Source organism: Shewanella putrefaciens (assembly GCF_016406325.1).
Taxonomy (GTDB): domain Bacteria; phylum Pseudomonadota; class Gammaproteobacteria; order Enterobacterales; family Shewanellaceae; genus Shewanella; species Shewanella putrefaciens.
On the sequence record NZ_CP066370.1, the window covers coordinates 3,522,701 to 3,545,173 of the forward strand.

The 22,473-nt window shown below is 45.2% G+C and carries 17 protein-coding genes; 13 read left to right on the top strand and 4 right to left on the bottom strand.

What is annotated here, in order from left to right:
• The first annotated feature begins 50 nt into the window (after positions 1-50).
• The 3 genes from napG to napB are packed head-to-tail and all read left to right on the top strand — an operon-like array spanning position 51 to position 2,178.
• Positions 51-785, top strand: coding sequence for a ferredoxin-type protein NapG (napG, locus tag JEZ96_RS15695; RefSeq protein ID WP_128090249.1), 735 nt, complete (start codon positions 51-53; stop codon positions 783-785).
• Positions 782-1,753: a quinol dehydrogenase ferredoxin subunit NapH gene (gene napH, locus JEZ96_RS15700; RefSeq protein WP_025007558.1), complete on the top strand. Its 972-nt coding sequence runs from the start codon at positions 782-784 to the stop codon at positions 1,751-1,753. The genes napG and napH overlap by 4 nt, the downstream gene beginning before the upstream one ends.
• Positions 1,750-2,178: a nitrate reductase cytochrome c-type subunit NapB gene (gene napB, locus JEZ96_RS15705; RefSeq protein ID WP_025007557.1), complete on the top strand. Its 429-nt coding sequence runs from the start codon at positions 1,750-1,752 to the stop codon at positions 2,176-2,178. Before napH ends, napB begins: the two co-directional genes overlap by 4 nt.
• Positions 2,179-2,378: 200 nt before the next feature.
• On the opposite strand, the gene JEZ96_RS15710 is transcribed toward napB, so the two are convergent.
• Complete coding sequence (locus JEZ96_RS15710; RefSeq protein ID WP_014611276.1) at positions 2,379-2,531, bottom strand: hypothetical protein; 153 nt, start codon at positions 2,529-2,531, stop codon at positions 2,379-2,381.
• Between the two features lie 93 nt (positions 2,532-2,624).
• Between JEZ96_RS15710 and JEZ96_RS15715 the strand changes: the two genes are divergently transcribed.
• The gene (locus JEZ96_RS15715) at positions 2,625-3,512 is read left to right on the top strand and encodes a LysR family transcriptional regulator (RefSeq protein WP_011788169.1); all 888 of its coding nucleotides are present in this window, start codon (positions 2,625-2,627) and stop codon (positions 3,510-3,512) included.
• A 134-nt stretch (positions 3,513-3,646) separates the two neighbouring features.
• Here the strand turns inward: JEZ96_RS15715 and fusA are convergent, their stop codons facing one another.
• Together fusA and JEZ96_RS15725 are read right to left on the bottom strand one after the other, a co-directional pair.
• Positions 3,647-5,740: an elongation factor G gene (fusA, locus tag JEZ96_RS15720; protein ID WP_011788168.1), complete on the bottom strand. Its 2,094-nt coding sequence runs from the start codon at positions 5,738-5,740 to the stop codon at positions 3,647-3,649.
• 565 nt (positions 5,741-6,305) lie between these two features.
• Positions 6,306-10,859, bottom strand: a complete 4,554-nt coding sequence (locus JEZ96_RS15725) for an ATP-binding protein (protein WP_014611278.1) — start codon at positions 10,857-10,859, stop codon at positions 6,306-6,308.
• Between the two features lie 121 nt (positions 10,860-10,980).
• Between JEZ96_RS15725 and JEZ96_RS15730 the strand changes: the two genes are divergently transcribed.
• Complete coding sequence (locus JEZ96_RS15730; protein ID WP_011788166.1) at positions 10,981-11,892, top strand: LysR family transcriptional regulator; 912 nt, start codon at positions 10,981-10,983, stop codon at positions 11,890-11,892.
• Positions 11,893-11,972: 80 nt separating this feature from the next.
• Here JEZ96_RS15730 and blaOXA read toward each other — a convergent pair whose 3' ends face one another.
• Positions 11,973-12,785 (bottom strand): class D beta-lactamase, encoded by an 813-nt coding sequence (blaOXA, locus tag JEZ96_RS15735; RefSeq protein WP_025007556.1) that lies wholly within the window; start codon positions 12,783-12,785, stop codon positions 11,973-11,975.
• A 327-nt stretch (positions 12,786-13,112) separates the two neighbouring features.
• Here blaOXA and JEZ96_RS15740 point away from each other — a divergent pair, with 327 nt between their 5' ends.
• The 8 genes from JEZ96_RS15740 to JEZ96_RS15775 all read left to right on the top strand — a co-directional run bounded on the left by JEZ96_RS15740 (position 13,113) and on the right by JEZ96_RS15775 (position 22,446).
• Positions 13,113-14,267: a hypothetical protein gene (locus tag JEZ96_RS15740; protein WP_128090247.1), complete on the top strand. Its 1,155-nt coding sequence runs from the start codon at positions 13,113-13,115 to the stop codon at positions 14,265-14,267.
• Positions 14,268-14,398: 131 nt separating this feature from the next.
• Positions 14,399-15,058, top strand: coding sequence for a SprT family zinc-dependent metalloprotease (locus JEZ96_RS15745; protein ID WP_025007554.1), 660 nt, complete (start codon positions 14,399-14,401; stop codon positions 15,056-15,058).
• 137 nt (positions 15,059-15,195) lie between these two features.
• A complete protein-coding gene (gene endA, locus JEZ96_RS15750; protein WP_011788162.1) occupies positions 15,196-15,975 on the top strand; it encodes an endonuclease EndA in 780 nt (259 codons plus the stop codon).
• An 8-nt stretch (positions 15,976-15,983) separates the two neighbouring features.
• The gene (gene rsmE / locus JEZ96_RS15755) at positions 15,984-16,715 is read left to right on the top strand and encodes a 16S rRNA (uracil(1498)-N(3))-methyltransferase (protein ID WP_025007552.1); all 732 of its coding nucleotides are present in this window, start codon (positions 15,984-15,986) and stop codon (positions 16,713-16,715) included.
• A gap of 64 nt (positions 16,716-16,779) precedes the next feature.
• Positions 16,780-17,733: a glutathione synthase gene (gene gshB, locus JEZ96_RS15760; protein WP_014611290.1), complete on the top strand. Its 954-nt coding sequence runs from the start codon at positions 16,780-16,782 to the stop codon at positions 17,731-17,733.
• Positions 17,734-17,819: 86 nt separating this feature from the next.
• A complete protein-coding gene (locus JEZ96_RS15765) occupies positions 17,820-19,142 on the top strand; it encodes an alkaline phosphatase (RefSeq protein ID WP_011788159.1) in 1,323 nt (440 codons plus the stop codon).
• Positions 19,143-19,293: 151 nt separating this feature from the next.
• A complete protein-coding gene (locus JEZ96_RS15770; RefSeq protein ID WP_061783223.1) occupies positions 19,294-20,337 on the top strand; it encodes a methyltransferase in 1,044 nt (347 codons plus the stop codon).
• 420 nt (positions 20,338-20,757) lie between these two features.
• Positions 20,758-22,446: a DUF342 domain-containing protein gene (locus JEZ96_RS15775; RefSeq protein ID WP_011788157.1), complete on the top strand. Its 1,689-nt coding sequence runs from the start codon at positions 20,758-20,760 to the stop codon at positions 22,444-22,446.
• The last annotated feature ends 27 nt before the right edge of the window (positions 22,447-22,473 follow it).

The following is a 22,473-nucleotide window of genomic DNA, read 5'->3' on the forward strand; positions in this document are numbered from 1 at the left end:
CTCATTTTTGATAGCGATTAGCTCATTTGATAGCAATTAAGGAGTCTAAGGTGAGTCAGCAAGTTAAGAGTGCATTCACAGCCAAACAAGTCAACCGTCGCCAATTTTTGGCAACGACGGCGAAGGCTGGCTGTGTGATGGGACTCGTGGGATTAGGCTTAACGGCTACGGCAAAAAGCCAAGGCCAGCTCGCCCCTCAAGCTTGCAGGCCGCCGAGTGCCCTTGAAGAAGGCGATTTTCTCTCGGCCTGTGTGCGCTGCGGTTTATGTGTTGAGGCTTGCCCCTACGACACACTATCGCTGGCACGCTGGTTCGATGGCGCTGCCACTGGCACGCCATTCTTTACCGCACGGCGCATTCCCTGCGAGATGTGTGAGGATATTCCCTGCATAAAAGCCTGCCCATCGGGTGCGCTTGATCCTCAGCTTGAACACATTAACGATGCAAAAATGGGCATTGCGGTACTGATAGATGAGAAAAACTGTCTTAACTTTAAGGGGTTACGCTGTGATGTCTGCTACCGGGTTTGTCCGTTAATCGACAATGCCATCACCTTAGAGCGCCAGCGCAACAACCAAAGCGATCACCACGCCATGTTTTTACCCACAGTCAACAGCGATACCTGCACTGGCTGTGGCAAATGTGAACATGCCTGTGTACTCGATATCGCAGCAATCAAGGTGCTACCTACGGCATTAGCCCTAGGAAAAACCGCAGAGCACGATACTTACATCAATACAGAAGAAACCACCCTAGAGATGTTAAACAAGGGGTTAGTGCTATGAAGATGAAGACACCAGCGCCTCAATCTAAGAGCACAAATATCTTGGAAACACCTTTTGCCGCGGCTGCAGTTGCGGAACTAGGTTGGTGGCGAGCCCATAAATATCTGCTGCTACGCCGCTTAGTGCAACTAAGTCTTTTCGGTTTATTCGCACTAGGGCCTGTCGCAGGTATTTGGATTCTCAAAGGTAACCTATCGGCAAGTCTATTGCTTGATACTGTCCCTCTGGCCGATCCCTTAGTGGCTTTGCAGGTACTAATGACGGGACATATCCCTGAATTTAGCCTGCTTATTGGTGCTGGGATTATCGTCTTATTTTATGGCGTAGCAGGAGGAAGGGTATTTTGCAGTTGGGTCTGTCCAGTTAACTTGGTTACAGATACCGCGAGTTGGCTAAGACGTCGGCTTAATCTACCTCGCACTAGTGAACTACCTCGTAATTTACGTTATTACCTACTCGCACTGGTACTCTTGTTGCCCTTGATAACAGGCTTAACGGTTTGGGAATGGATTAACCCAGTCCCAGTACTGTATCGAGCAATATTATTTGGCACTGTCGGTAGCTTGTGGCTCCTTGTGGCTATCTTCCTGCTCGATCTATTTATCGTCGAGCGCGCTTGGTGCGGCCATCTTTGCCCTGCGGGAGCCCTGTTTGGTCTCTTGGGCAAACTCAGTCCAATTAAGATCGCCGCACTGCAAGCCAAAGATTGCAACAACTGCATGGATTGTTTTGCCGTTTGTCCTGAAAGACATGTGTTAAAAACTGCACTTAAAGGACAAAACCCGGTGATCTTAAGCCAAGATTGCACCCAATGCGGCCGCTGTATCGATGTCTGCGCCAAGCGTGTATTTAGCTATCAGCATCGTTTCACTTTTGCTAACGCTCACTCTAATACTCAATCATCCACAGAATCTACATTACCCAATATTCGTCAACACATTGCCACCAAGGCGGAGAATGACCAATGAAAAAAATACTCACCTTAGCTGCCATTGTTGTCGCTATCGGCGGCTGCACAGGCCAGAAAGCAGACACTAATTCAGCACCTGTTACCATCAATTCACTCGCTGGTACTTCAGCAATTACCGATATTCGCCCCGCCGATGCTATGCCCGTTTTTCCTACTCGTGGCGCAGCACTCGAACGTAGCTTTAGCGACCAACCTCCGCTTATCCCTCACAAAGATGATTACAAAATTACCTTAGATAAAAATGGTTGCTTAAGCTGCCATAGTTGGGAAAAAGCTGAGCGAATGAAAGCAACACCGGTTGCTAAATCACACGTTATTGATGATAAAGGCACCTTAAACGGACAAAATTATTTCTGTACCCAGTGCCATGTCGCTCAGGCAGAAAATAAAGCACCCTTAGTCGAGAATAAGTTCTCAAACTAATAGACGATACTCCCCTGCCCGTAAAAGCCACTGATATTCAGTGGCTTTTTACTTTCAAAGCCTTGGTGAACTGAGTTGTGATAGCTACACCTTGATGAGAGCCGCTAAATGCTTGGAATACAGCGCAGAGAAAATATGAGTGTCAGGAAAGGTAAATGGGGCAGGAAAGAGCGTAATGATAATAAAAAGTAAAACCCAGCCTAGGCTGGGTTTACTTGTTGTTTTGCTTTATGCAAATTACCCACTGAAGCCGTTTGTGCTGCTTGTGTCACTTTCACTTTTTGTACATCCTTTGCCACAGGCATAGCCGCCTGCCACAAAGCACCTACCCATAGACTTGAAGTTGATTTCATCGGTATTCCCCTGTTTTGTTAACAAGGTCAAAGTAATACTTAGGCTATCATCAGTAAAATGAATTAATGCCATAATATGGATTCCATTTAAGCATGAATATTCCAATCAAGACCTTACAGTGTTTTCTGACCTTAGTGGAAACCGAAAACTTTACCCGTGCAGCACAAAAATGTTTTATCACCCAACCAACGCTTAGCAAGATCATCCAAAGGTTAGAGGAAAGTCTAGGAGAAACCCTGCTGATCCGTAACAATCAAAAGGTAGAGCTAACCCAAGCTGGACAGCTTTTTGAACATAGTGCGAGAGAGATCCTAGGCCAATGGCATAGGCTACAAGAAGACATGAGTAACTTAAGTGGACTCAAATCAGGGCGATTGCGATTAGGTGTATGTCCTATGATGAGCAGTCTGATTATCGGTCTGCTGACGAGTTATCGTAAGCGTTATCCGGGTATTGAACTGCAGATGTATGAATACGGTGGATTTGGCTGCGAGCAGGCACTGCTGAATAACAGTTTAGATATCGCCTTTACTGCGCTACCAACAACCCATGAAACAGAGCTAGTCAATCAACCCTTAACCAAGTATCCATTACTCGCTTGTTTGCCAGAGGGACATCCTCTAGCCGATAAATCCCAAATCAATTGGCAAGATTTCGAACCCTATCCTTTTATCCTTTATAACGAGGATTTCTCCCTCGCTAAGCTGATAAACCGCCTCAGTCGTAAGGCTGGTGTGCAATTGAATATTGCCTTTCGTAGCGGTCAGTGGGATTTTCTAGCGGCTATGGTGGAGGCCGATATGGGCGTTGCCATTTTACCTGAGCCTATCTGTCATAAACTCACTAGCAGCAAATTAATCTTCAAACCAATGCAGCCCGCTATGACATGGGATCTCGCACTAATTTGGCGCCAGAGTTTACCCTTAACACCCGCTGCCAATGCGCTGCTGGAATTGAGTAAACAAAAGACCGAATCCTAGAAACCGTCTACCGTCTACCGTCTACCGTCTACCGTCTACCGTCTACCGTCTACCGTCTACCAGAATGTACGCCCATAAAAAAACCGCTGCTAGCCTAGGCTTAGCAGCGGTCTCTATTCGTGTTGAGTTAAGAATTACTTCTTAGCTTCAGCAGCTTTACGCTCTTTAACTTGCTCAACTACTTTTTCAGCTACGCTGTTTGGACATGGTGTGTAGTGTGAGAACTCCATAGAGAACTGACCACGACCAGAAGTCATTGTACGTAGAGTACCGATATAACCGAACATTTCTGATAACGGTACATCAGCCTTGATACGAACACCAGTCACACCTGCGATTTGGTCTTTGATCATGCCACGACGACGGTTTAAGTCACCGATCACATCACCCACGTTGTCTTCTGGGCTGAACACGTCAACTTTCATGATTGGCTCAAGAAGTTGTGGCTTAGCTTTAGCGATAGACTGACGGAATGCCGCTTTAGCAGCGATTTCGAACGCGATAGCTGATGAGTCAACTGCGTGGTAAGCACCATCAGTTAATTCGAACTCTACGTCTAACACTGGGAAGCCAGCGATAGTACCCGTGTTCATCATGCTCGCGAAACCTTTCTCAACTGCAGGCCAGAATTCCTTAGGAACGCTACCACCCACAACTGAAGATTTGAATACGAAACCAGAATTTGGCTCACCAGGACGGATAATGTATTCAATCTTACCGAATTGACCAGAACCACCAGATTGTTTCTTGTGGGTGTATTGGTCTTCAACCATTTGAGTAATGGTTTCGCGGTAGGCCACTTGTGGCTCACCTACGATCAACTCAACGCCGTAAGTACGCTTCAGGATGTCAACTTTGATATCTAAGTGCAGTTCACCCATACCTTTAAGGATGGTTTCACCTGAATCTTCGTCTGTTTCTACGCGGAAAGATGGATCTTCAGCGATCATCTTACCGATAGCGATAGCCATCTTCTCGCTACCACCTTTATCTTTTGGCGCTACTGCGATAGAGATTACTGGCTCAGGGAACACCATGGCTTCTAATGTACATGGGTGCTTAACATCACACAGAGTGTGACCCGTTTGCACGTTCTTCATGCCCACGATAGCGATAATGTCACCAGCTTCAGCCGATTCAATTTCGATACGGTCGTTTGCGTGCATTTCGCACATACGGCCGATACGTTCAGTCTTACCAGTCGCACTGTTAAGAATGGTATCGCCTTTCTTCAAACGGCCAGAATAAACACGTACGAAGGTCAGAGCACCGAAACGGTCGTCCATGATTTTGAACGCTAACGCTTTCAATGGCTCATCGGCAGAAACGATAGCGTGTTCGCCAGTTTCGTTACCTTCTTCGTCAGTTAAAGGCTGTGGATCAACTTCGTTTGGCGCTGGTAAGTAATCAACAACAGCGTCTAGAACCAGTTGCATACCTTTGTTCTTGAACGCAGAACCACAGTATGTTGGGAATAAAGCCATTGTACGAGTACCCTTACGGATACAACGTTTCAGGTCTTCAATCGATGGTTCTTCGCCTTCCATGTAGGCTTCCATCAGATCGTCATCTTGCTCAACAGCAGATTCGATCAGCATTTCACGGTATTCTTCAACTTGATCAACCATGTCAGCTGGAACGTCTGTCACACTGAAGTTTTCTGGTAAACCTGAATCATCCCATATGTAGGCTTTACGGGTTAATAGGTCAACAACACCTTTAAACTCGTCTTCGATACCAATAGGCAGAACCATAACCAGTGGGTTAGCCGCTAAAACATCTCTAGTCTGCTTAACAACACGCAGGAAGTCAGCACCCATACGGTCTAACTTGTTTACGAAGATGATACGAGCAACTTCAGATTCGTTCGCATAGCGCCAGTTAGTTTCTGATTGAGGCTCAACACCGCCGCTACCACAGAATACACCGATACCGCCGTCGAGTACTTTCAGAGAACGGTAAACTTCAACGGTGAAGTCAACGTGCCCTGGGGTATCAATAACGTTGAAACGGTGTTCTTTCCAGAAACAGCTTACTGCTGCTGATTGAATGGTAATACCGCGCTCAGCTTCCTGAACCATGAAGTCTGTTGTAGATTCACCATCGTGTGTTTCACCAGCTTTGTGAATTCTACCAGTTAGCTTAAGAATACGCTCGGTGGTCGTGGTTTTACCCGCGTCAACGTGAGCGAAGATACCAATGTTTCTGTATTTGGATAATTCGGTCATGATTCAACTTTAATGATTAGTTTAAGAAGTAGACGGAGTATGCGACAAACCACCGACACACCGCACATCAGATTATTTTAGGCGCATATTGTAAATTGGAACCCAGTTCTGCGCAAATGACTCTTGCAATTTTTCACGATAAAGTCGTGGTAAATTTTAAAAAAATTTGCACAAATACAAACAAAAACAACCAAATAAACCAATTTAGCCTAAATTTTAGACAATCAATAAAAATACCTAAAAATATAGCTTTGCAAATGATATTGATGTTTTTCCGGTTTTTTATGCCTTGTATATAAGCTAAATCGCCTAAAAATATGACCTCGAACGGCTTAAGACTTAGCAAGAATGCTCATCATATGACGCATTACCTAAAACAATAAGGTAGGCATTTTATCGACAGCACATCCTTTGAAGCAAAATAGGGCATCACCCCAAGATTTGGTCAGTATAAAATCCAACACTAATACCGAGTGACCATCAAGTCTTTATGGTAATACTGGTTAAATTAGATAAAAATACCCGCCAAAGGCGGGTATTCGGAGTATCAGATTTTATTTAGCGTTTAAGCGTCGACGGGCGATACCACAAAGAGTAAATCACCTTGAGACACTTGTTGACCATTGCTGTTCAGAATGCGCTCGATGCGATACTTCTGATCCTCAGGATAAAGTATGGCGCCTTGACGGTTAAAGCCAGCCAAGTTGACCTGCGAGAACATCTTCATCGCTTCAGTTAACGCTAAGGTTTGCTCAACGGTAACAATATCACCTTCTTTCACGAAATCAGGCTCACCCGGTGCAGGAGAGGTATAGAAGATACCCGCGCCTTGGGCTAATACTTTCAATTCGTTACTTTCGCCCACACGTAAAGACTCTGTATCAACACCCACTGTTTCAGCTGCCGCTTCCATTTCTGCGATAAGCGCAGGAATATCAAGTTCAGCCATAAAGCGTGGTAGATAGTTAGTGTCGTATACGCCTTCTTTGAAGGTACCGTCATTTAAGATTAGCTTAAGTAACGGAATGTTAGTTGCGATACCTTTCAGCACTACGCTATCCAGATAAGCATGCAGCTTGGCAATCACATCTTCACGGTTTTCACCGCGCATAATGATTTGCGCAATCAAGCTATCATAGTATGGCGAGACTTCTTTGCCAGGTGCAGCAATTGAGATAATTTCCACATCAGGATGCTCTGGGAATACACACTCAGTGATCTTGCCAGGATTTGGAATAAGCTGCAGTATGCCATGGCTATCGAGCGCCGCTTTTTCAGCAGTCACACGTACTTCCATCGCATAGCCAATTTCCTTCGGCTCTAGATGCTCGATTGAACGGCCCGCAGCGATATCAAACTGTGCACTCACAATATCGATACCAGAAGTGGCTTCCGTTACTGGATGCTCTACCTGTAGACGGGTGTTCATTTCCATGAAGTACACTTCGTTTGCATCTAAGTTATAGATGAACTCAACAGTACCAGCACCCATATAATCAGTCGCATCACCTAAAGCACGGGTGTAATCCAACACCTGTTTTTTAAGCTCATCCGGCAACATGGTTGAGCCAGATTCTTCGACGACTTTTTGGTTGTTACGTTGTACCGAACAATCACGCAGACCTAACACTTTGGCGTTGCCGAACTTGTCACGCAATAACTGCACTTCGATATGACGCAGTGAGGTCACATATTTTTCTAAGTATAAGTCGCCATTACCAAAAGCTGCAGCCGCTTCGGTCGCTGTCTTTTGGAATAGGCCAATCATATCCTCAGGGCGTTTAACAACCTGAATACCTTTACCACCACCGCCTTGTACGGCTTTCAGCAGCACTGGATAACCAATTTCACTCGCCACGTTAACCGCTTGCTCAGCATTGGTCAGAATACCGTGAGAACCTGGCACGACTGGTACATTTTGCGCTTGAGACGTTTTAATCGCGTTCGACTTATTACCCATAGTGGTCATTGAATGCACGCTAGGGCCAACAAAGTTAACGCCGTTATTCACACACAATGCAGCAAACTGCGGACTTTCAGATAAGAAACCGATACCAGGGTGCAGTGCATCGACTTGCTCATACTCAGCCACTTTCAATACAGAATATGCGTTCAAGTAACTTTCATCCGAGGTGTTACCACCGAGGCAAACTAACTTGTCGGTGTCTTTAAGCATATCTGCTGGCACTGATGTCATATCAGGATCGGAGGCGACTAAAACCACATTGATATTATTATCGTGCGCTTTACGGATCAGTTTAACCGCCGTACAACCACGGGCATGAACCAATACTTTATTGATTGGCTTCATTAACTTACGAGGATCGCTTTGTACGATAACATCTTCTTCAACGGGTGTTTCAACCACCAGTGTCGAGAGTGCATTAATAATCACATCGTTAATGTTTGCAGTTGGCATCGGCATCAAAGGATCGATACTTGCTAACTGGCTGTCTAACGTGTCACTAAATGGGTTATGGACTAAGCCCGCCATTGCGCCAGGAACTTTAGACAGATAGTTAGACAGCGTTGCCGTCGATGGCAGGTAAGCAGGAACCACCATTTGCCCTGCAAACGGCATATTCGTGCCAGACAGATAGTAAGTTTGTACCAATGGGTGAGTCACAAAACTCGCCTGTGCACCACCAGTACAATCACCAAAACCAAACATCAATACTGGCAATTCGTTATCACGAATAAAACGGGTAATACGGTCGTTGACTACCGCCATAGAGAAAAGTGCTGCCGCGCCTTCTTTCGTCTGCATACCGCCAGAGCTAATAAAGCACACAACAGGTAACTTACGCTTAGCACACTCAATCAGCAGCGCAGAGAATTTCTCGGCGCTCGCCATATCGAAGGCACCCGCTTGGAATGCGGTGTTAGAGACAGCCACGCCCACACGGACTTTTTGGCCTTTCTCTTTAAAATCCGCAATACCAGTGATTAGACCACAAGGACGTATTCCTTTATCTAAAGCATCTTCAATCGATAAACGGAAACCTGGGAAGTTCAATAAGTTAGCCGACATTTTGTCGCCGTTAATCTCATCAAAACGGGTAAAGAATTGCTTGATGACATTTTCCCATGTCATATTGCCTTTACGCTTTTCGTCCCGCAGTACTTTTTGGATCAATAGATCCTGATAACCCATGGTCAAGCGGTTCCAGAAGTCTTTACGGCGACCGATACGCACAGGGTTTATTGCACCAGTGTATTTGCTAGTGTCACTTTCGCTATCAAAATATTCTGGTAGTAGGCGCTCGAAGAAGTAAGTCAGCACCACGAACAAACTGTCATTGAGCTGTGGGAAACCCACACTCTTCCACTGCTCTACACGTACCAACAAGTCGGCACGGTTAGATTGCCCCATAAAGTACTTAAGCCACTTGTAAAATTTGGCTTTATCGTTAGCGGTGTCCTGCGTCGACAGTGCATGGTCAATTGACTTATGCAGTAGATTGTTCACTGAGTTACGTGACAAACTCTTAGACATCATAGCTTCTTTAGCGATTGACGCTAAGCTGCCCACCACGTTGTCGTAAAGTGAGTTAAAGATCAGGATGTTATGGCATTGCCATATAAAATCTTCACGCAGTTCTTCGTTTACCACCACATCCAGCACAGTCAACTGGTTCAACTCAGGCCATTTAGCTTGAGTGACTGACTTAGGTAGATTTTCTAAATGCTGAATAAGCCCTTTAAAGTTATTGGCCGCATTGCTCTTCCAACGGTGATATAAGGACCAACCGATGTTAAATAACAGCGCCTTACGGGCTTTTTTATAGTTTTCTTTTGGTTCACCCAAAATTAAACGGGTCAACATATTACGTTCGGTCGATACTTCATCACGCTTAGCAACAAAGTTAGCCCAAAGCTTGTTTAAATCTTCGTCATAAACCAATTTATCGGGGCTAGACAACCAAGCTTGGAATACCCGATCCTGCTCTTGCTGGATGCGCGTTAACAAGTCGCCTTCAGGCACACTGACCCGCGACAAGCGGCCATATTGTTCCTGAGAAATAGAATGAATACGACTGCGTAACGTAAGATAACGCAGATAGCGATAGGCACTACCGAACAGGTTATGGTGATTGGTTGGGCTGGTTGCTACCGCCAATTCTGCGTTCAATTCTAATGCCATCAGGTTTTTAGATGGATTAAGGAAACGCATTAAACTACGGTCATAATGCTCACGTAAATCCTTAGATTCACGCACAAAATTCATTGCGGCACGTTCAACAGTTTCGATACTACTGATAATAGCGCGGCGCAAGTTATGCTGACGCTCATCACGATCGCTCGGTGAAAAATCGATAATGCCATCGATACAGCCGGAGGTATAAAGCTCTTCTGGCGATACACCAACAGATTTTGCGCATTCTTGCCAAGATAAATTGTACTTACGGGCAATACTTTGCAGACCCTGTGGCTGAATCGTGTTGAAAATACCATCGCGCAGCGATAACAGGATGTTCGCCGCCGCTAATGGAATCGCGCCACCTGAATAACCCGCACCGATAACGATACCGACTGTAGGCACGTCAACGTTAGCACTCTCGGCAATCGCCTTAGAAATAGAATGAGCTTGGTTTTGGCTGTTAGCAATTTCGCCAGCATCCGCTCCTGGGGTATCAATTAAATAGATAATTGGCATAGACAATTCGGCAAAATGACGAATTGCTTTACAGGCAGCGTAGTGATGCTCAGGCATCCAAGCACCGTTCGCTGTGGTGCGCTCTTGAGCGATAAAACCAACACGGCGAGTACGAGAACCGAAATTAAGCTCAATTTCGGCACTGTAAAAAGAGCCTAAGTGAGTTTCAGTGATCAATCGGCCTTTAAGATCGGCGATGATACGCTTAGCCCCTGGGCGACCTTTATCTTGAGTCGGCAGGATCACCTTAGCAACGTAACCATCAACATCTAATGATGCTAAATCTTTTAAGTTTGCCTGAATGGCATCTTCACTTAAAAGACCTTTAATTTCTTCCGTTAAACTCTGTTTGCTGTGTTTTGGAAACAGAGAAAAATCCTTTGCCAAATGCTCGGCTTGTAAAAAAAGCGGGTCGGGCGTTTGGGCTTGAGTCATGTGTGTGGGCTGATTTTTGCTGGTCATCAAAAGATCCTCTGCTTAGCCTCTGAAAATTTTTAGCCAATAAATATAACTTTGTTATCCCGCCAAATGCCATTAAACTGCATAAGACGCTATGTTCCATATATGAGACAGTGGGAAAAACATGCCAGATTTAAACGGTATGATGCTATTTGCAGCCGTAGTTAGAGCAAAGGGATTCTCCCAAGCTGCACGTGAAACCGGCCACCCAAAATCCACCATTAGTCGCAAAATCGCGCAGCTTGAAGAACAACTTGGCGTACGATTATTACAGCGCGACACCCGTAACCTGAGTTTGACCCAAGTCGGGGCACTCTTTTATCAACACTGTGATTCCATTCGCAATGAGGTAGAAGCGGCCAAGGCAGTTATCGAGAATACTCACGATGATGTGTCAGGATCATTACGAATTGCAATCCCGGTATCATTTAGCCAAGAATTAATCGCTAACCTCTGTAGCGGATTTATGCGTTTATATCCCAATGTGGAATTAGATGTCCAGTTTACTGACAATGATATAGGTTTAGTCGGAGAAGGATATGACATCGCTATCAAATATGGTCCACTGCAATCATCGGACTTAGTGGCAAGATTATTGTTTGAACGCCAGCCCATTTTAGTCGCAAGTCCGAGTTATCTAAAACTCAGGGGAACGCCCGCAACACCACAGGAACTCAGTCAGCACAGTGGCATTTTATTAGGGACTTCACGCTCAGCACCTATCTGGCCCCTCGGCAAAGGCCCACGAAAAACTATGGTGAACTTCCAACGTAAGGTGCGAGTCAATAGCCCTATCATGGTAAAGCAGTTAGCCATGGATGATTTTGGCATTGCCATGCTATCTAATTCTGCTTGTAAGACAGAACTCGCCAATGGACAGCTAGTGCCAATCTTACAGGAATGGCCGATTGAACCTTTTAAGGTTTATGGGGTTTATTCGAGTCGACGCCAACTGGCAACCAATATCAGCGTGTTTTTGGACTTCTTTGTAAAACGCTTTAGCAGCCAAGAAAGCCTGCAATCGTTAATGGGCTAAGGGTTTACCCATTAATAACAAAAAGCCTAGATTATCCCACTAGGCTTTTTGTTTTCATCTGTCACCCATAACACAGTTGATTAAGGGATAATCTTTTCCTGCCTGAGTACTTCTTTTGTAATGGCTTGGCGCAGTGACAAACCATCCGCTGATGGCATATCCATATTCATTGCAAAAAACCATACATTATCATCGAGTTCTACCCAACCGACCCACCAACCAATGCTCGGTTCGGCCCTTACGGCATAACCCGTTTTTGCGCGGATAATATAGTCACTATTGGCTTCAGTCAGCATGGCTTGCTTAACAATACGCTGACTTCTCTCGGAAACATGCAACTTGTTATGATAAAGCCGACGTAGGAAATCGATTTGCTCTTTGGCTGAGATCCGAATACCTCCATCTAACCAAAAACTGTCTAAATTGCCTGAGATATCCTCATTGCCATAATCAAAAACAGCGATCATCTTCCCCATGCGAGCATCACCTATTTGGCGAGCAAACTCTTGGTAGATGGGCACAACCGAATACTTCATGGCGCTAATCAAATTATGGTCACGATTCCAGGCGGCAATATCACGATTTTTACCATCCCACTTAAAAACTTGGTGCTCATCTTTCACCATCCCTAAATCGAGAGCAATCAAACTGTTGGGAATTTTAAACGTCGATGCAGGTAAAAAACCTTGATTGGCGCGTTTAAGATTATTAGTGAATCCCTGTTGTTTATTTTCATTCCATAACACCACCACGCCTTTAGCTTGGTGCTGAGTAAAACTGGCATCCCAACTGCGGGTTTCTTGCCACTCTTTTTGGGGCGAGCTAGCAGCAAAAACAGGGAAAACTAAGATAGAGGACATCACCAATACCGCCGAGATGACGAACAAACGCATAAAATCTCCTTGAAAAAACAAACAATCCAACAAACTAAAAAAGTGATTAAGGCTATCACTTAGCACTACGGCATGCCCTAGCAAACTGCTGACCAATTGTGGCAAAAAAGAGGCAGACTAGACCCTATTGCACTGTTGCAGATGGATTAATGCCAGATCCACATGATTTGTGATAGAAGATATTGGTATAAGATCACAAAGATCACTGGGCTTAACTTTATTACCCTCAGCTTGTAGTGCATACTTTTTGGCATAAGAGCCTATCTACACGAAAAAATAATCATTATTTCCAATGAATAACGTCTAATCACTACAGGGAAGCCAAACATGTTGAAGCCAGTGTTAACACTCATCCTCACCACCAGCTTAATGACTACAGCCAGTGCCGTGCAGTTATTTGGTGACGTTGAAGTTTCCCGCCTACCCACAGCCGAAAAAACCATAGGCGACGTAGTCACTCGCTATCAAGCACTTGACGATGGTCTGGCTCAACTGAGCTCAAAGAAAAACGAAGTTGACGCCACCCACTTAGCAGCGCGCCAAGGGCACAGATTGTGGCAACAAGCTGTCCGCGATGTACAGTCAGGGCATTTTGACGACCGACCTTTATACTGGGCTCGCCTTTCCATGCTTAATAGTCTAAAAACCACCAGCGCCAACTTTAAAATGGCCGATTGGCAACAAGACATATTAATGAGTGCGGTTGAAAAAGCCTCACGGGGGTTTAGCGATATTCAATATGGTGATGATATCCAAATCAAAATATTCCTCACGGGTTTCGATCCTTTCTTCCTCGACAAAGATATCACCCAGAGTAACCCTTCCGGTCTAGTTGCCCTCGCCTTGGATGGTTTTCGCTTTGAAATTAATGGGAAAACGGCGCAAATCGAAACCGCTATGATCCCTGTACGTTTTGAAGATTTTGACCAAGGTCTTATCGAATCGCTATTGAGCCCGATTTATCGTGATCCTAAAACCCAATTTGTGTTCACCGTTAGCATGGGCCGAACTGATTTTGATATCGAACGCTTCCCTGCTCGCAATCGCAGCGCAGCGGCACCCGATAACCAAAACGTACTCACTGGCGGCACGAAAACCGCGCCCGTTACCCCTAAGCTCAATGGCAAAGATTTTATCGGCCCCGAATTTGTGGAATTTTCACTGCCCGTCGCCGCCATGCAAGTCAAAGATGGCCAATGGAAAGTCAATGATAACCATACTGTCACAACCCTTGCCCGCGGTGAATTTAGCGCGACATCATTAAACGAACTGCAAAACGAAACCTCAGTCGAAGGCTCTGGCGGCGGTTATCTCTCTAATGAAATCTCCTATCGCGCCATAGTCTTGCAGCAAAAGTTTAATAGCCATGCCAAGGTCGGCCACATTCACACACCAAGAGTCAAAGGCTATGACGCAGATACCGAGCAAGTGATCGTTGAACAAGTGCGGGCCATGGTGATGCAAGCGGCGGCGAGTTTATAACAAAGCCACACTTCCTGAAACTGACTGAAACTGGCATTGTTAGATAGCGTTCGCTATGATGCGAACGCTTCTAATTGACCAATTTAAGCACGCAATTTTTACCTTAACCGACGAGATCCAAAGCTCACCCTATGCTGAAACCCGCTGACTTACTCAATGCCTTACGCCGTCGCAGCAGTGAAGCCCTTGCACCGCTAACAAAATCGACGTATTCAGCCTTAGGCCAAAGCCAAGATAAGTTCCAGGTGATAATGAGTCCACCAGCACAAGATCCGGCAAAGGCGCATATTTTCACCGGTTCATCACGTCCACTCTCGACACTACAAATTCAAGTACTAGAGCGAATTGAAACCTGTTATCAAACGGCCGAAATGACGCTTAAACGTGCATTCCCTCGCCCAATAACGCAATTTACGCTCAGGGGAAAAAGTGCAGGCACAGCCCATTTACAGCAGAACAGATTAAGATTCAATCCCGTATTACTGCGGGAAAACAGCGAAGCTTTTCTGACAGAGGTCGTGCCTCACGAAATTTGTCATCTACTGTGTTTTCAGCTTTTTGGTAAAACCAAACCCCACGGTAAAGAATGGCAATCTTTGATGCTAACGGTATTTAAGGTCAATCCAAAGACTACCCACAATTTCAACACCACCTCAGTTGCAAGCAAAGAGGTTGAATATCGCTGTGCCTGCGGACCAATACGCCTCAGTATTCGCCGCCATAACAAGGTTCTGCGCGGTGAAAGTCGTTATATCTGTAAACGCTGTAAGACCCATTTAACTGCTATCTAATTAAATCTTGGCCTAACCACTTTTAGCTTAAACACCCCTAAGTACGACTCAATTTGCATAAGCGACCGTCTTTCCCTTACCATCACGCCATAAAAGACGAGCCAGAGGCTCGCGTTGTATTTGTTATTTTGGGATAAATGTTGAACAAAGCCTCTTTAACCGTTTATTCACGGCGACTTTTGCTGTGCTTCATCACTTGGTCGGTGACCCTATCTGTCCCCACAAGTGCATCACCATCACACCCCAATAGTTTCAGCCAAGCGAAAACTAAGTCGCAGACGCTTTATGCTGGCAATCGTCAAGGTATGCTGCCCGCAGTCAGCTTTTATTGCGGCTGTGACATTCAGATTAAAGGCAAATCGTGGAAACCCGATCTCACCAGTTGTGGTTACCAAGTCCGTAAACAGGAAACTCGTGCTAACCGTATCGAGTGGGAGCACATAGTGCCCGCCTGGGAATTTGGCCATCAACTCCAATGCTGGCAAAAGGGTGGTCGTAAAAACTGCGCCGATAACAGCAATGAATTTAATAAGATGGAGGCAGACATGCACAACTTAGTGCCCGCCATAGGTGAAGTGAATGGTGATCGCAGTAATTTCCGTTTTAGCGAATGGAACGGTAAAGCCAATCAATATGGTCAATGTGCTATAGTTGTCGACTTTAAGAATCGTCAGGTACAGCCACCCGCGAATACCCGCGGTAAGATAGCCAGAACCTACCTGTATATGCAGCAGACCTATGGTCTTAAAATTGCCTCTAGCCAATTAAAATTGTTTAAGGCATGGGATAAAACCTATCCAGTTGATACTATTGAGTGCCAACGCGATAACGCCATAGCGCAGGTTCAAGGCAACCATAACCCCTTTGTGCAGAATGCCTGTAATGCGCCACCACAGCGTCAACAATTAGCCGAGTAAGGTCGACAATGAGAGTCCCAAGAATTTATCAACCTCAGCCATTAGCTATCAATCAACTGCTGAACTTAGACGAAGATGGCGCGGCCCATATCGGCAAAGTGTTACGCATGGGCAACGGTGAAAATATCAGTCTATTCAATGGCGATGGCAATGATTATCTTGCTGAAATTGTTGATACAGGTAAAAAGCATGTCACAGTAAAATTGCTCTCCTGTGAGGCAAATTTATCAGAGTCGCCACTCAACTTGCACTTAGGCCAAGTGATTTCCCGTGGCGATAGAATGGAGTTCACCATTCAAAAATCCGTCGAGCTTGGCGTGAATACGATTACGCCGCTGTTTTCTGATCGCTGCGGCGTGAAACTCAACGGTGAACGCCTAGAGAAAAAAATTCAACAATGGCAGAAAATCGTCGTGAGCGCCTGTGAGCAATCGGGACGCAGCCAAGTACCCCTGATTCGCCCAGCAATGGACTTACACGATTGGTGCAGTGAGCCTACCTCGGCACTTAAACTCAATCTGCATCCACGTGCCGCACACGGTATCAATGGCTTAGATTTGGCCCATACCCGCGTGCGTTTATTAATTGGCCCTGAAGGCGGTTTGTCGGCGGAAGAAATCGCCATGACAGAAACCTATCAGTTTACCGATGTGTTACTTGGCCCCAGAGTGCTACGCACCGAAACCGCCTCGCTCACCGCCATTACAGCACTGCAACTTAGATTCGGTGATTTAGGCTGATCGACAAGCAATACCTAATTAATACTTTTTTGCCTGCGAACGGCGACAAATAAGGAACAGATTAATGATAAAACTCGGCATAGTGATGGACCCCATCAGTGAGATCAACATTAAGAAAGACTCCAGTTTTGCCATGTTAATGGCCGCGCAGGAAAGAGGTTATCAGCTGTTTTATATGGAAATGGCCGATCTTGCCATGGTCAACGGTGTGGCTATGGCCAATATGCGCCCGTTAACTGTTTTCAATGATGCGAGCAAATGGTTTGAACTCGGCGAAGCTACAGACACGCCGATGAGCGAACTCGACGTGATCCTAATGCGTAAGGACCCACCATTCGATACTGAGTTTATCTACGCCACTTATATGCTTGAACGCGCCGAAGAACAAGGCGTATTGATCGTTAACAAGCCACAAAGTTTGCGTGATGCTAACGAAAAACTGTTTACCGCCTGGTTTAGCGAATTCACTCCAGAAACGATCGTAACCCGTGATGCCAAACGTATCCGCGCTTTCCACCAAGCGAAGGGCGATATTATTCTTAAGCCTTTAGATGGCATGGGTGGCACCTCGATTTTCCGCGTGAAGCAGGATGACCCAAACCTTGGTGTCATCATCGAAACCTTGACCAGTTATGGTCAACAATATGCCATGGCGCAAGCCTTTATCCCTGAAATAACCCAAGGCGATAAACGCATTTTAGTGGTCGATGGTGAGCCAGTGCCTTACGCCTTGGCGCGTATCCCAATGAAAGGCGAAACCCGTGGTAACTTAGCTGCTGGCGGTAGCGGTGTAGCCCAGCCTTTATCCGACAGCGATTGGGCGATTGCCCGTGCCATTGGTCCTGAGCTTAAAAAACGTGGACTGATTTTTGTCGGGCTAGATGTCATTGGTGACAAGCTGACTGAGATAAACGTGACAAGCCCAACCTGTATCCGTGAAATCCAAGCGGCATTTGATGTCGACATCACTGGCAGGTTAATGGATGCTATTGAGGCGCGCGTTAAAGCCTCAGCTTGATTGAACTAATATGTTAACTTATAAGAGTTTGTTGTTCTAAGGCGCTATGAATTAGCTAGCGCCAAGCCACTTTCTAGGGATGTGATATGAGTTTCACCAAAGCGCCACTCTTGTTGCTCGGCATAGGCTTATTGCTATCGACTTCGACTTGGGCAAACATCGAAACAGGCCCAACAAAAGCGCCATCTCGCCCGAAAAATATCGTCATTATGATAGGTGATGGTATGGGGCCTGCTTATACGAGCGCCTATCGTTACTACAAAGATAATCCAGATACCGAAGAAGTCGAACAAACCGTATTTGACCGTTTACTGGTGGGTATGGCGAGTACCTATCCCGCCAGTGTCAGTGGCTATGTTACCGACTCTGCGGCCGCCGCAACCGCGCTCGCCACTGGCGTTAAATCTTACAATGGGGCGATTTCAGTTGATACTCAAAAGCAACCACTACCGACCATACTCGAAAAAGCCAAATCCCTTGGCTTAAGCACAGGCGTAGCTGTTACATCACAAATCAACCATGCCACGCCAGCGGCATTTTTGGCCCATAATGAAAGCCGTAAAAACTACGATGCGATAGCACTCAGTTATTTAGAAACTAATGCCGATGTATTTTTAGGTGGCGGTCAAAAGTATTTTTCACCCGAGCTGCTAGCGCAATTTACAGCTAAAGGCTATCAACACATCACCCGTTTTGATGATCTCGCCACTATCACTCAACCTAAAGTGTTAGGTCTGTTTGCCGAGGTGCAATTGCCTTGGGCCATTGATGAAAAAGAAGCTAAAAAACTCAGCACCTTAACCCAGAAAGCCCTTAGTTTACTCTCACAAAATGAACAAGGGTTTGTACTCTTAGTCGAAGGGAGTTTAATCGACTGGGCGGGCCATAATAATGACATAGCGACTGTGATGGGGGAAATGGATGAGTTCTCTAATGCCATTGAAGTGGTTGAACAATTTGTTCGCCAAAATCCAGACACGCTAATGGTCATTACCGCCGACCACAATACTGGAGGTCTATCGATTGGTGCCAATGGTAACTACAACTGGAATCCCGAAATTCTGCGAAATATTTCCGCCAGTTCAGACACCTTAGCTTTAGCCGCCATTAGCGGAGATGAATGGCAAGCTGATCTCGCCCGTGGTTTAGGATTTGAGCTTAGCGAAGAAGAAGTGACCAAATTAAATGTTGCCAGAATGCAGGGGTTAGAAACCATGGCCATCGCGATCCGCCATGTTATCGATAAACGTACAGATACAGGATGGACAACTGACGGCCACACAGGTACAGATGTACAAGTCTTTGCTGCAGGTCCTGCATCAGAGCTGTTTAACGGCCATCAGGACAATACAGATATTGCCAATAAGATCTTAAGTTTATTGCCAAAACCGAAGAAATCCAAAAGTTAAGCTTTTGGTCCTTCAACACCTGACACTAAAGGCAACTGCATAATAGCGTTGCCTTTTTTATCACCCTTTGCTGAAACTCTTGGATGCAAACTGGCTGAATGACGAATAACGGGTATAATGCCCACACTTCAATCTATTGGTGTGAGTCACTGTGTTAACCAATCCATCGCAAGTTATCATTCGCAATCAAGACAGCCTAAACCAACATAAAGTGTTAGTGCTCAACCATGAAGCCGATCTACTGCCCAAAGCCCTGCTCGATGTCGCGGCCTCGGTCGATGCCCTCGCCTTGGATTATCACCATTATTTACACTTAGCGCCGCACGCGAATTCAAAACTGCGTTGCTACTTCGGCCACGAATTGCCACATCAAGACCCAATTAAACCAGAAAAGTACGATACGGTTATCGTTTACTTCCCCAAGGCTAAACCCCTCGCACCTTATCTGTTTAACCTCGCCGCCAGCTATCTTGTGCCTAACGGCCAACTGTTAGTGGTTGGGGAAAACAAAGGCGGCATTAAGTCTTTAGTTAAACTCTTGCCTGAGTATTTTGCGACGGGGATGAAGCTCGATAACGCCCGCCACTGCCTGCTATTTGGTAGCAATTTAGAGGGCCGCGCCCCGGCAATGAAACTCAGCGACTGGGTCAGCCAGTATCAACTCAGCACGCCACAGGGTGAGATCAGTATCTGTAACTTAGTGGGGGTATTTAGTGAAAAACGGTTAGATCTCGGCACAGAATTATTGCTATCACACCTGCCCACACTCTCAGGTCGAGTGCTCGATTTTGGTTGCGGTGCTGGTGTGATTGCCGCCGCCTTACTCAAGGCACAACCGCATCTATCCTTGGAATGCATTGATATTAATGCCATGGCGTTAGCATCTTGTGAATTCACGCTTGCAGCCAATGGTATGACAGCTAAAGTTTACCCCTCTGATGGACTCGCTCAAACCACAGGAAAATTTAACGGTATTATCTCTAACCCACCGTTTCACGATGGTCTAACTAGCACAACTAATATAGCGAAAAATTTCGTTACAGACAGTGCAAAGCAATTACAGCATAACGGTATTTGGCAAATTGTTGCCAATCGCCACTTACCTTACTCTGATATCATTGAAGCAGAATTTGGCCAGTTAACAGTCCCCGCCGAAAACAATAAATACAAGCTGTATTACTTTCAGCAACAATAAGTCTCTACCTAAGCGACCGAAAGAAACACGTTGCAGCATCTTCTGGTCGCTTAAAAACATTTGCACTGATTTGTGAAACGGCTCACCCATCGATTTGCTACAACTAATGCAGCATTGACGCTGTTTTATCGCACCTAACATAGGTTTTTAACTATTGAAATATAAAATATTTGTTAAGTTAAAAATAAGCATAACCCTCGAAAAATGTGTTCATTTAAGATAAACCGCCAGAGATTACACTGCATAACGTCAAACATATCGTATAAAAAACTATTTAAAAACCAGCACATAGACTAAAAAAACAATAAAACAACATTTGCTGTTTTTAGCGTCAAAAAGGCTTCTTTGCACAAAGTCTCTACTGTTATACTCGAAACAGTATTTCCAACAATAATAAAACAAACTGGTAGGAAGCTCTCTATGTTGCCACCTGAACTTCTTGAGTTAAGCAGTGATAAAACAAAGGCGGAATTGCGTGTTATCCCAAATAACCACGGCCCTGTTACCCGTGAAGACATCATGCAACTCTTGTCCTTACCAGAATTCTCATCCCTGTTTCCACTAGAGCCTTCCATCAATAAAACTATCACTCAGATTAATGCTCTATGCCATCAAGAGGATGGTAAATTTGAACTATTTGCTGAAATAGCAGAACGGCGTAACGGCAGTGTTACGATTGACATCAGCCCAGATAAAATGCACGCCAGCATGACGCTTACAGCCGCTTGGGGTGGTAAAGCCGTTGATTTACCTGAAATCCTCACTCAACTCAAAAAACACAATGTATGTATGGGATTGAGTAAACTCAAGATCCAAGCATTAATGCAAAAACTCAGTAAGCTCAAGCCAGGTGAAAGCTGTCAAGGAGAGATTGCACAAGGTAAGATCCCCATTAATGGGAAAAATGCCATATTAGAACGTAAGGTGGCCCTCGCTCGGGAACGCTTACTACAACCACAAGAGCGCGCTGATGGTACCGTAGATATGCGTAATCTTGGCTCAATGATCATGGTAAAACCCAATGATATATTGATGGTCAAACATCCCGCGACAGAAGGCACTCCTGGTTACAATATTAAAGGCGAAGTGCTCAAACAAAAGCCGGGCAAAGATAATGTATTGCAAGCTGGGACAGGAACTGATTTTCACCCCAAAGATCCCAATAAACTTATCGCGACAGTTGCAGGCCAACCCGTAGAAACCCGAACGGGTATGAATGTGGATGATGTACTGCAGCTCAAAGATGTGGATATCAGTACAGGCCATGTCACCTTTAAGGGGAGTATTTTAATTACGGGTGATGTACATGAGGGCATGCTAGTCAAAAGCTCTGGTGATATTACCGTAATGGGATTTGTGGATTCAGCCACCTTAGATGCAGAAGGTGATGTTACTGTAAGCAAAGGCATTATCGGCAGACAGATTAAAGCAAATGAATTTTCGACAAAGATCAATGCCCAAGGGCAAATCAGTGCACAATTTGTTCAGTATTCTCAACTGATTGCTAAAGGTAATATCCTCATTACCAAACAGTTATTACACAGTAATACTAAAACTGCCGCCAGCTTAACAGTAAGCGATGCCAGTGGACGCCGTGGCGATCTGGTGGGTGGTGTAGCCCAAGCCGAAAAAGGTATTAAAGCTGTTGTCATAGGTGCGACCGCAGGCACAAAAACAGAACTTTATTGTGCAATGGAACAAGCTGAGCTAAAACAAAATCTGAAATTGCTTGAAGAAGGTGTTCAAGCGATGGTGGTCGCCAGTTTAGATATCGAAGCTCGCCTCAATAAGCTACCACCCAAATCAGAATGGCAAGATGATCCCGTGATGGTTGAGCAGATAAAGATGATGCTCGATGAGAAAAATCGCATTTTAAATGAGCGGTCTCGGGAAGAACTTGAGTTCGATACACTTAAACAAGAAGTCGAAGGCTATTATGAAAAATACCGTGTTGAGGCCCTTAAGCACGTATTCCTTAATGTGGAGTTTCATATAGGACCTGCCAATCATCGTACAACAAGGGAACATGGAACTTGTTGCATAGCTAATATTAACCAAGAAATTAATTTCGACTATAACGCCAAAGCCAAGACTCCCACACCAAGCTAATAGCCAATATAGACGTAAGTGCGCTTA

Coding starts and splice junctions, on each gene's coding strand:
- napH (WP_025007558.1), top strand. CDS start 782: ATGAAGATGAAGACACCAGCGCCTCAATCTAAGAGCACAAATATCTTG.
- napB (WP_025007557.1), top strand. CDS start 1,750: ATGAAAAAAATACTCACCTTAGCTGCCATTGTTGTCGCTATCGGCGGC.
- JEZ96_RS15710 (WP_014611276.1), bottom strand. CDS start 2,531: ATGAAATCAACTTCAAGTCTATGGGTAGGTGCTTTGTGGCAGGCGGCT.
- JEZ96_RS15715 (WP_011788169.1), top strand. CDS start 2,625: ATGAATATTCCAATCAAGACCTTACAGTGTTTTCTGACCTTAGTGGAA.
- fusA (WP_011788168.1), bottom strand. CDS start 5,740: ATGACCGAATTATCCAAATACAGAAACATTGGTATCTTCGCTCACGTT.
- JEZ96_RS15725 (WP_014611278.1), bottom strand. CDS start 10,859: ATGACCAGCAAAAATCAGCCCACACACATGACTCAAGCCCAAACGCCC.
- JEZ96_RS15730 (WP_011788166.1), top strand. CDS start 10,981: ATGCCAGATTTAAACGGTATGATGCTATTTGCAGCCGTAGTTAGAGCA.
- blaOXA (WP_025007556.1), bottom strand. CDS start 12,785: ATGCGTTTGTTCGTCATCTCGGCGGTATTGGTGATGTCCTCTATCTTA.
- JEZ96_RS15740 (WP_128090247.1), top strand. CDS start 13,113: ATGTTGAAGCCAGTGTTAACACTCATCCTCACCACCAGCTTAATGACT.
- JEZ96_RS15745 (WP_025007554.1), top strand. CDS start 14,399: ATGCTGAAACCCGCTGACTTACTCAATGCCTTACGCCGTCGCAGCAGT.
- endA (WP_011788162.1), top strand. CDS start 15,196: ATGTTGAACAAAGCCTCTTTAACCGTTTATTCACGGCGACTTTTGCTG.
- rsmE (WP_025007552.1), top strand. CDS start 15,984: ATGAGAGTCCCAAGAATTTATCAACCTCAGCCATTAGCTATCAATCAA.
- gshB (WP_014611290.1), top strand. CDS start 16,780: ATGATAAAACTCGGCATAGTGATGGACCCCATCAGTGAGATCAACATT.
- JEZ96_RS15765 (WP_011788159.1), top strand. CDS start 17,820: ATGAGTTTCACCAAAGCGCCACTCTTGTTGCTCGGCATAGGCTTATTG.
- JEZ96_RS15775 (WP_011788157.1), top strand. CDS start 20,758: ATGTTGCCACCTGAACTTCTTGAGTTAAGCAGTGATAAAACAAAGGCG.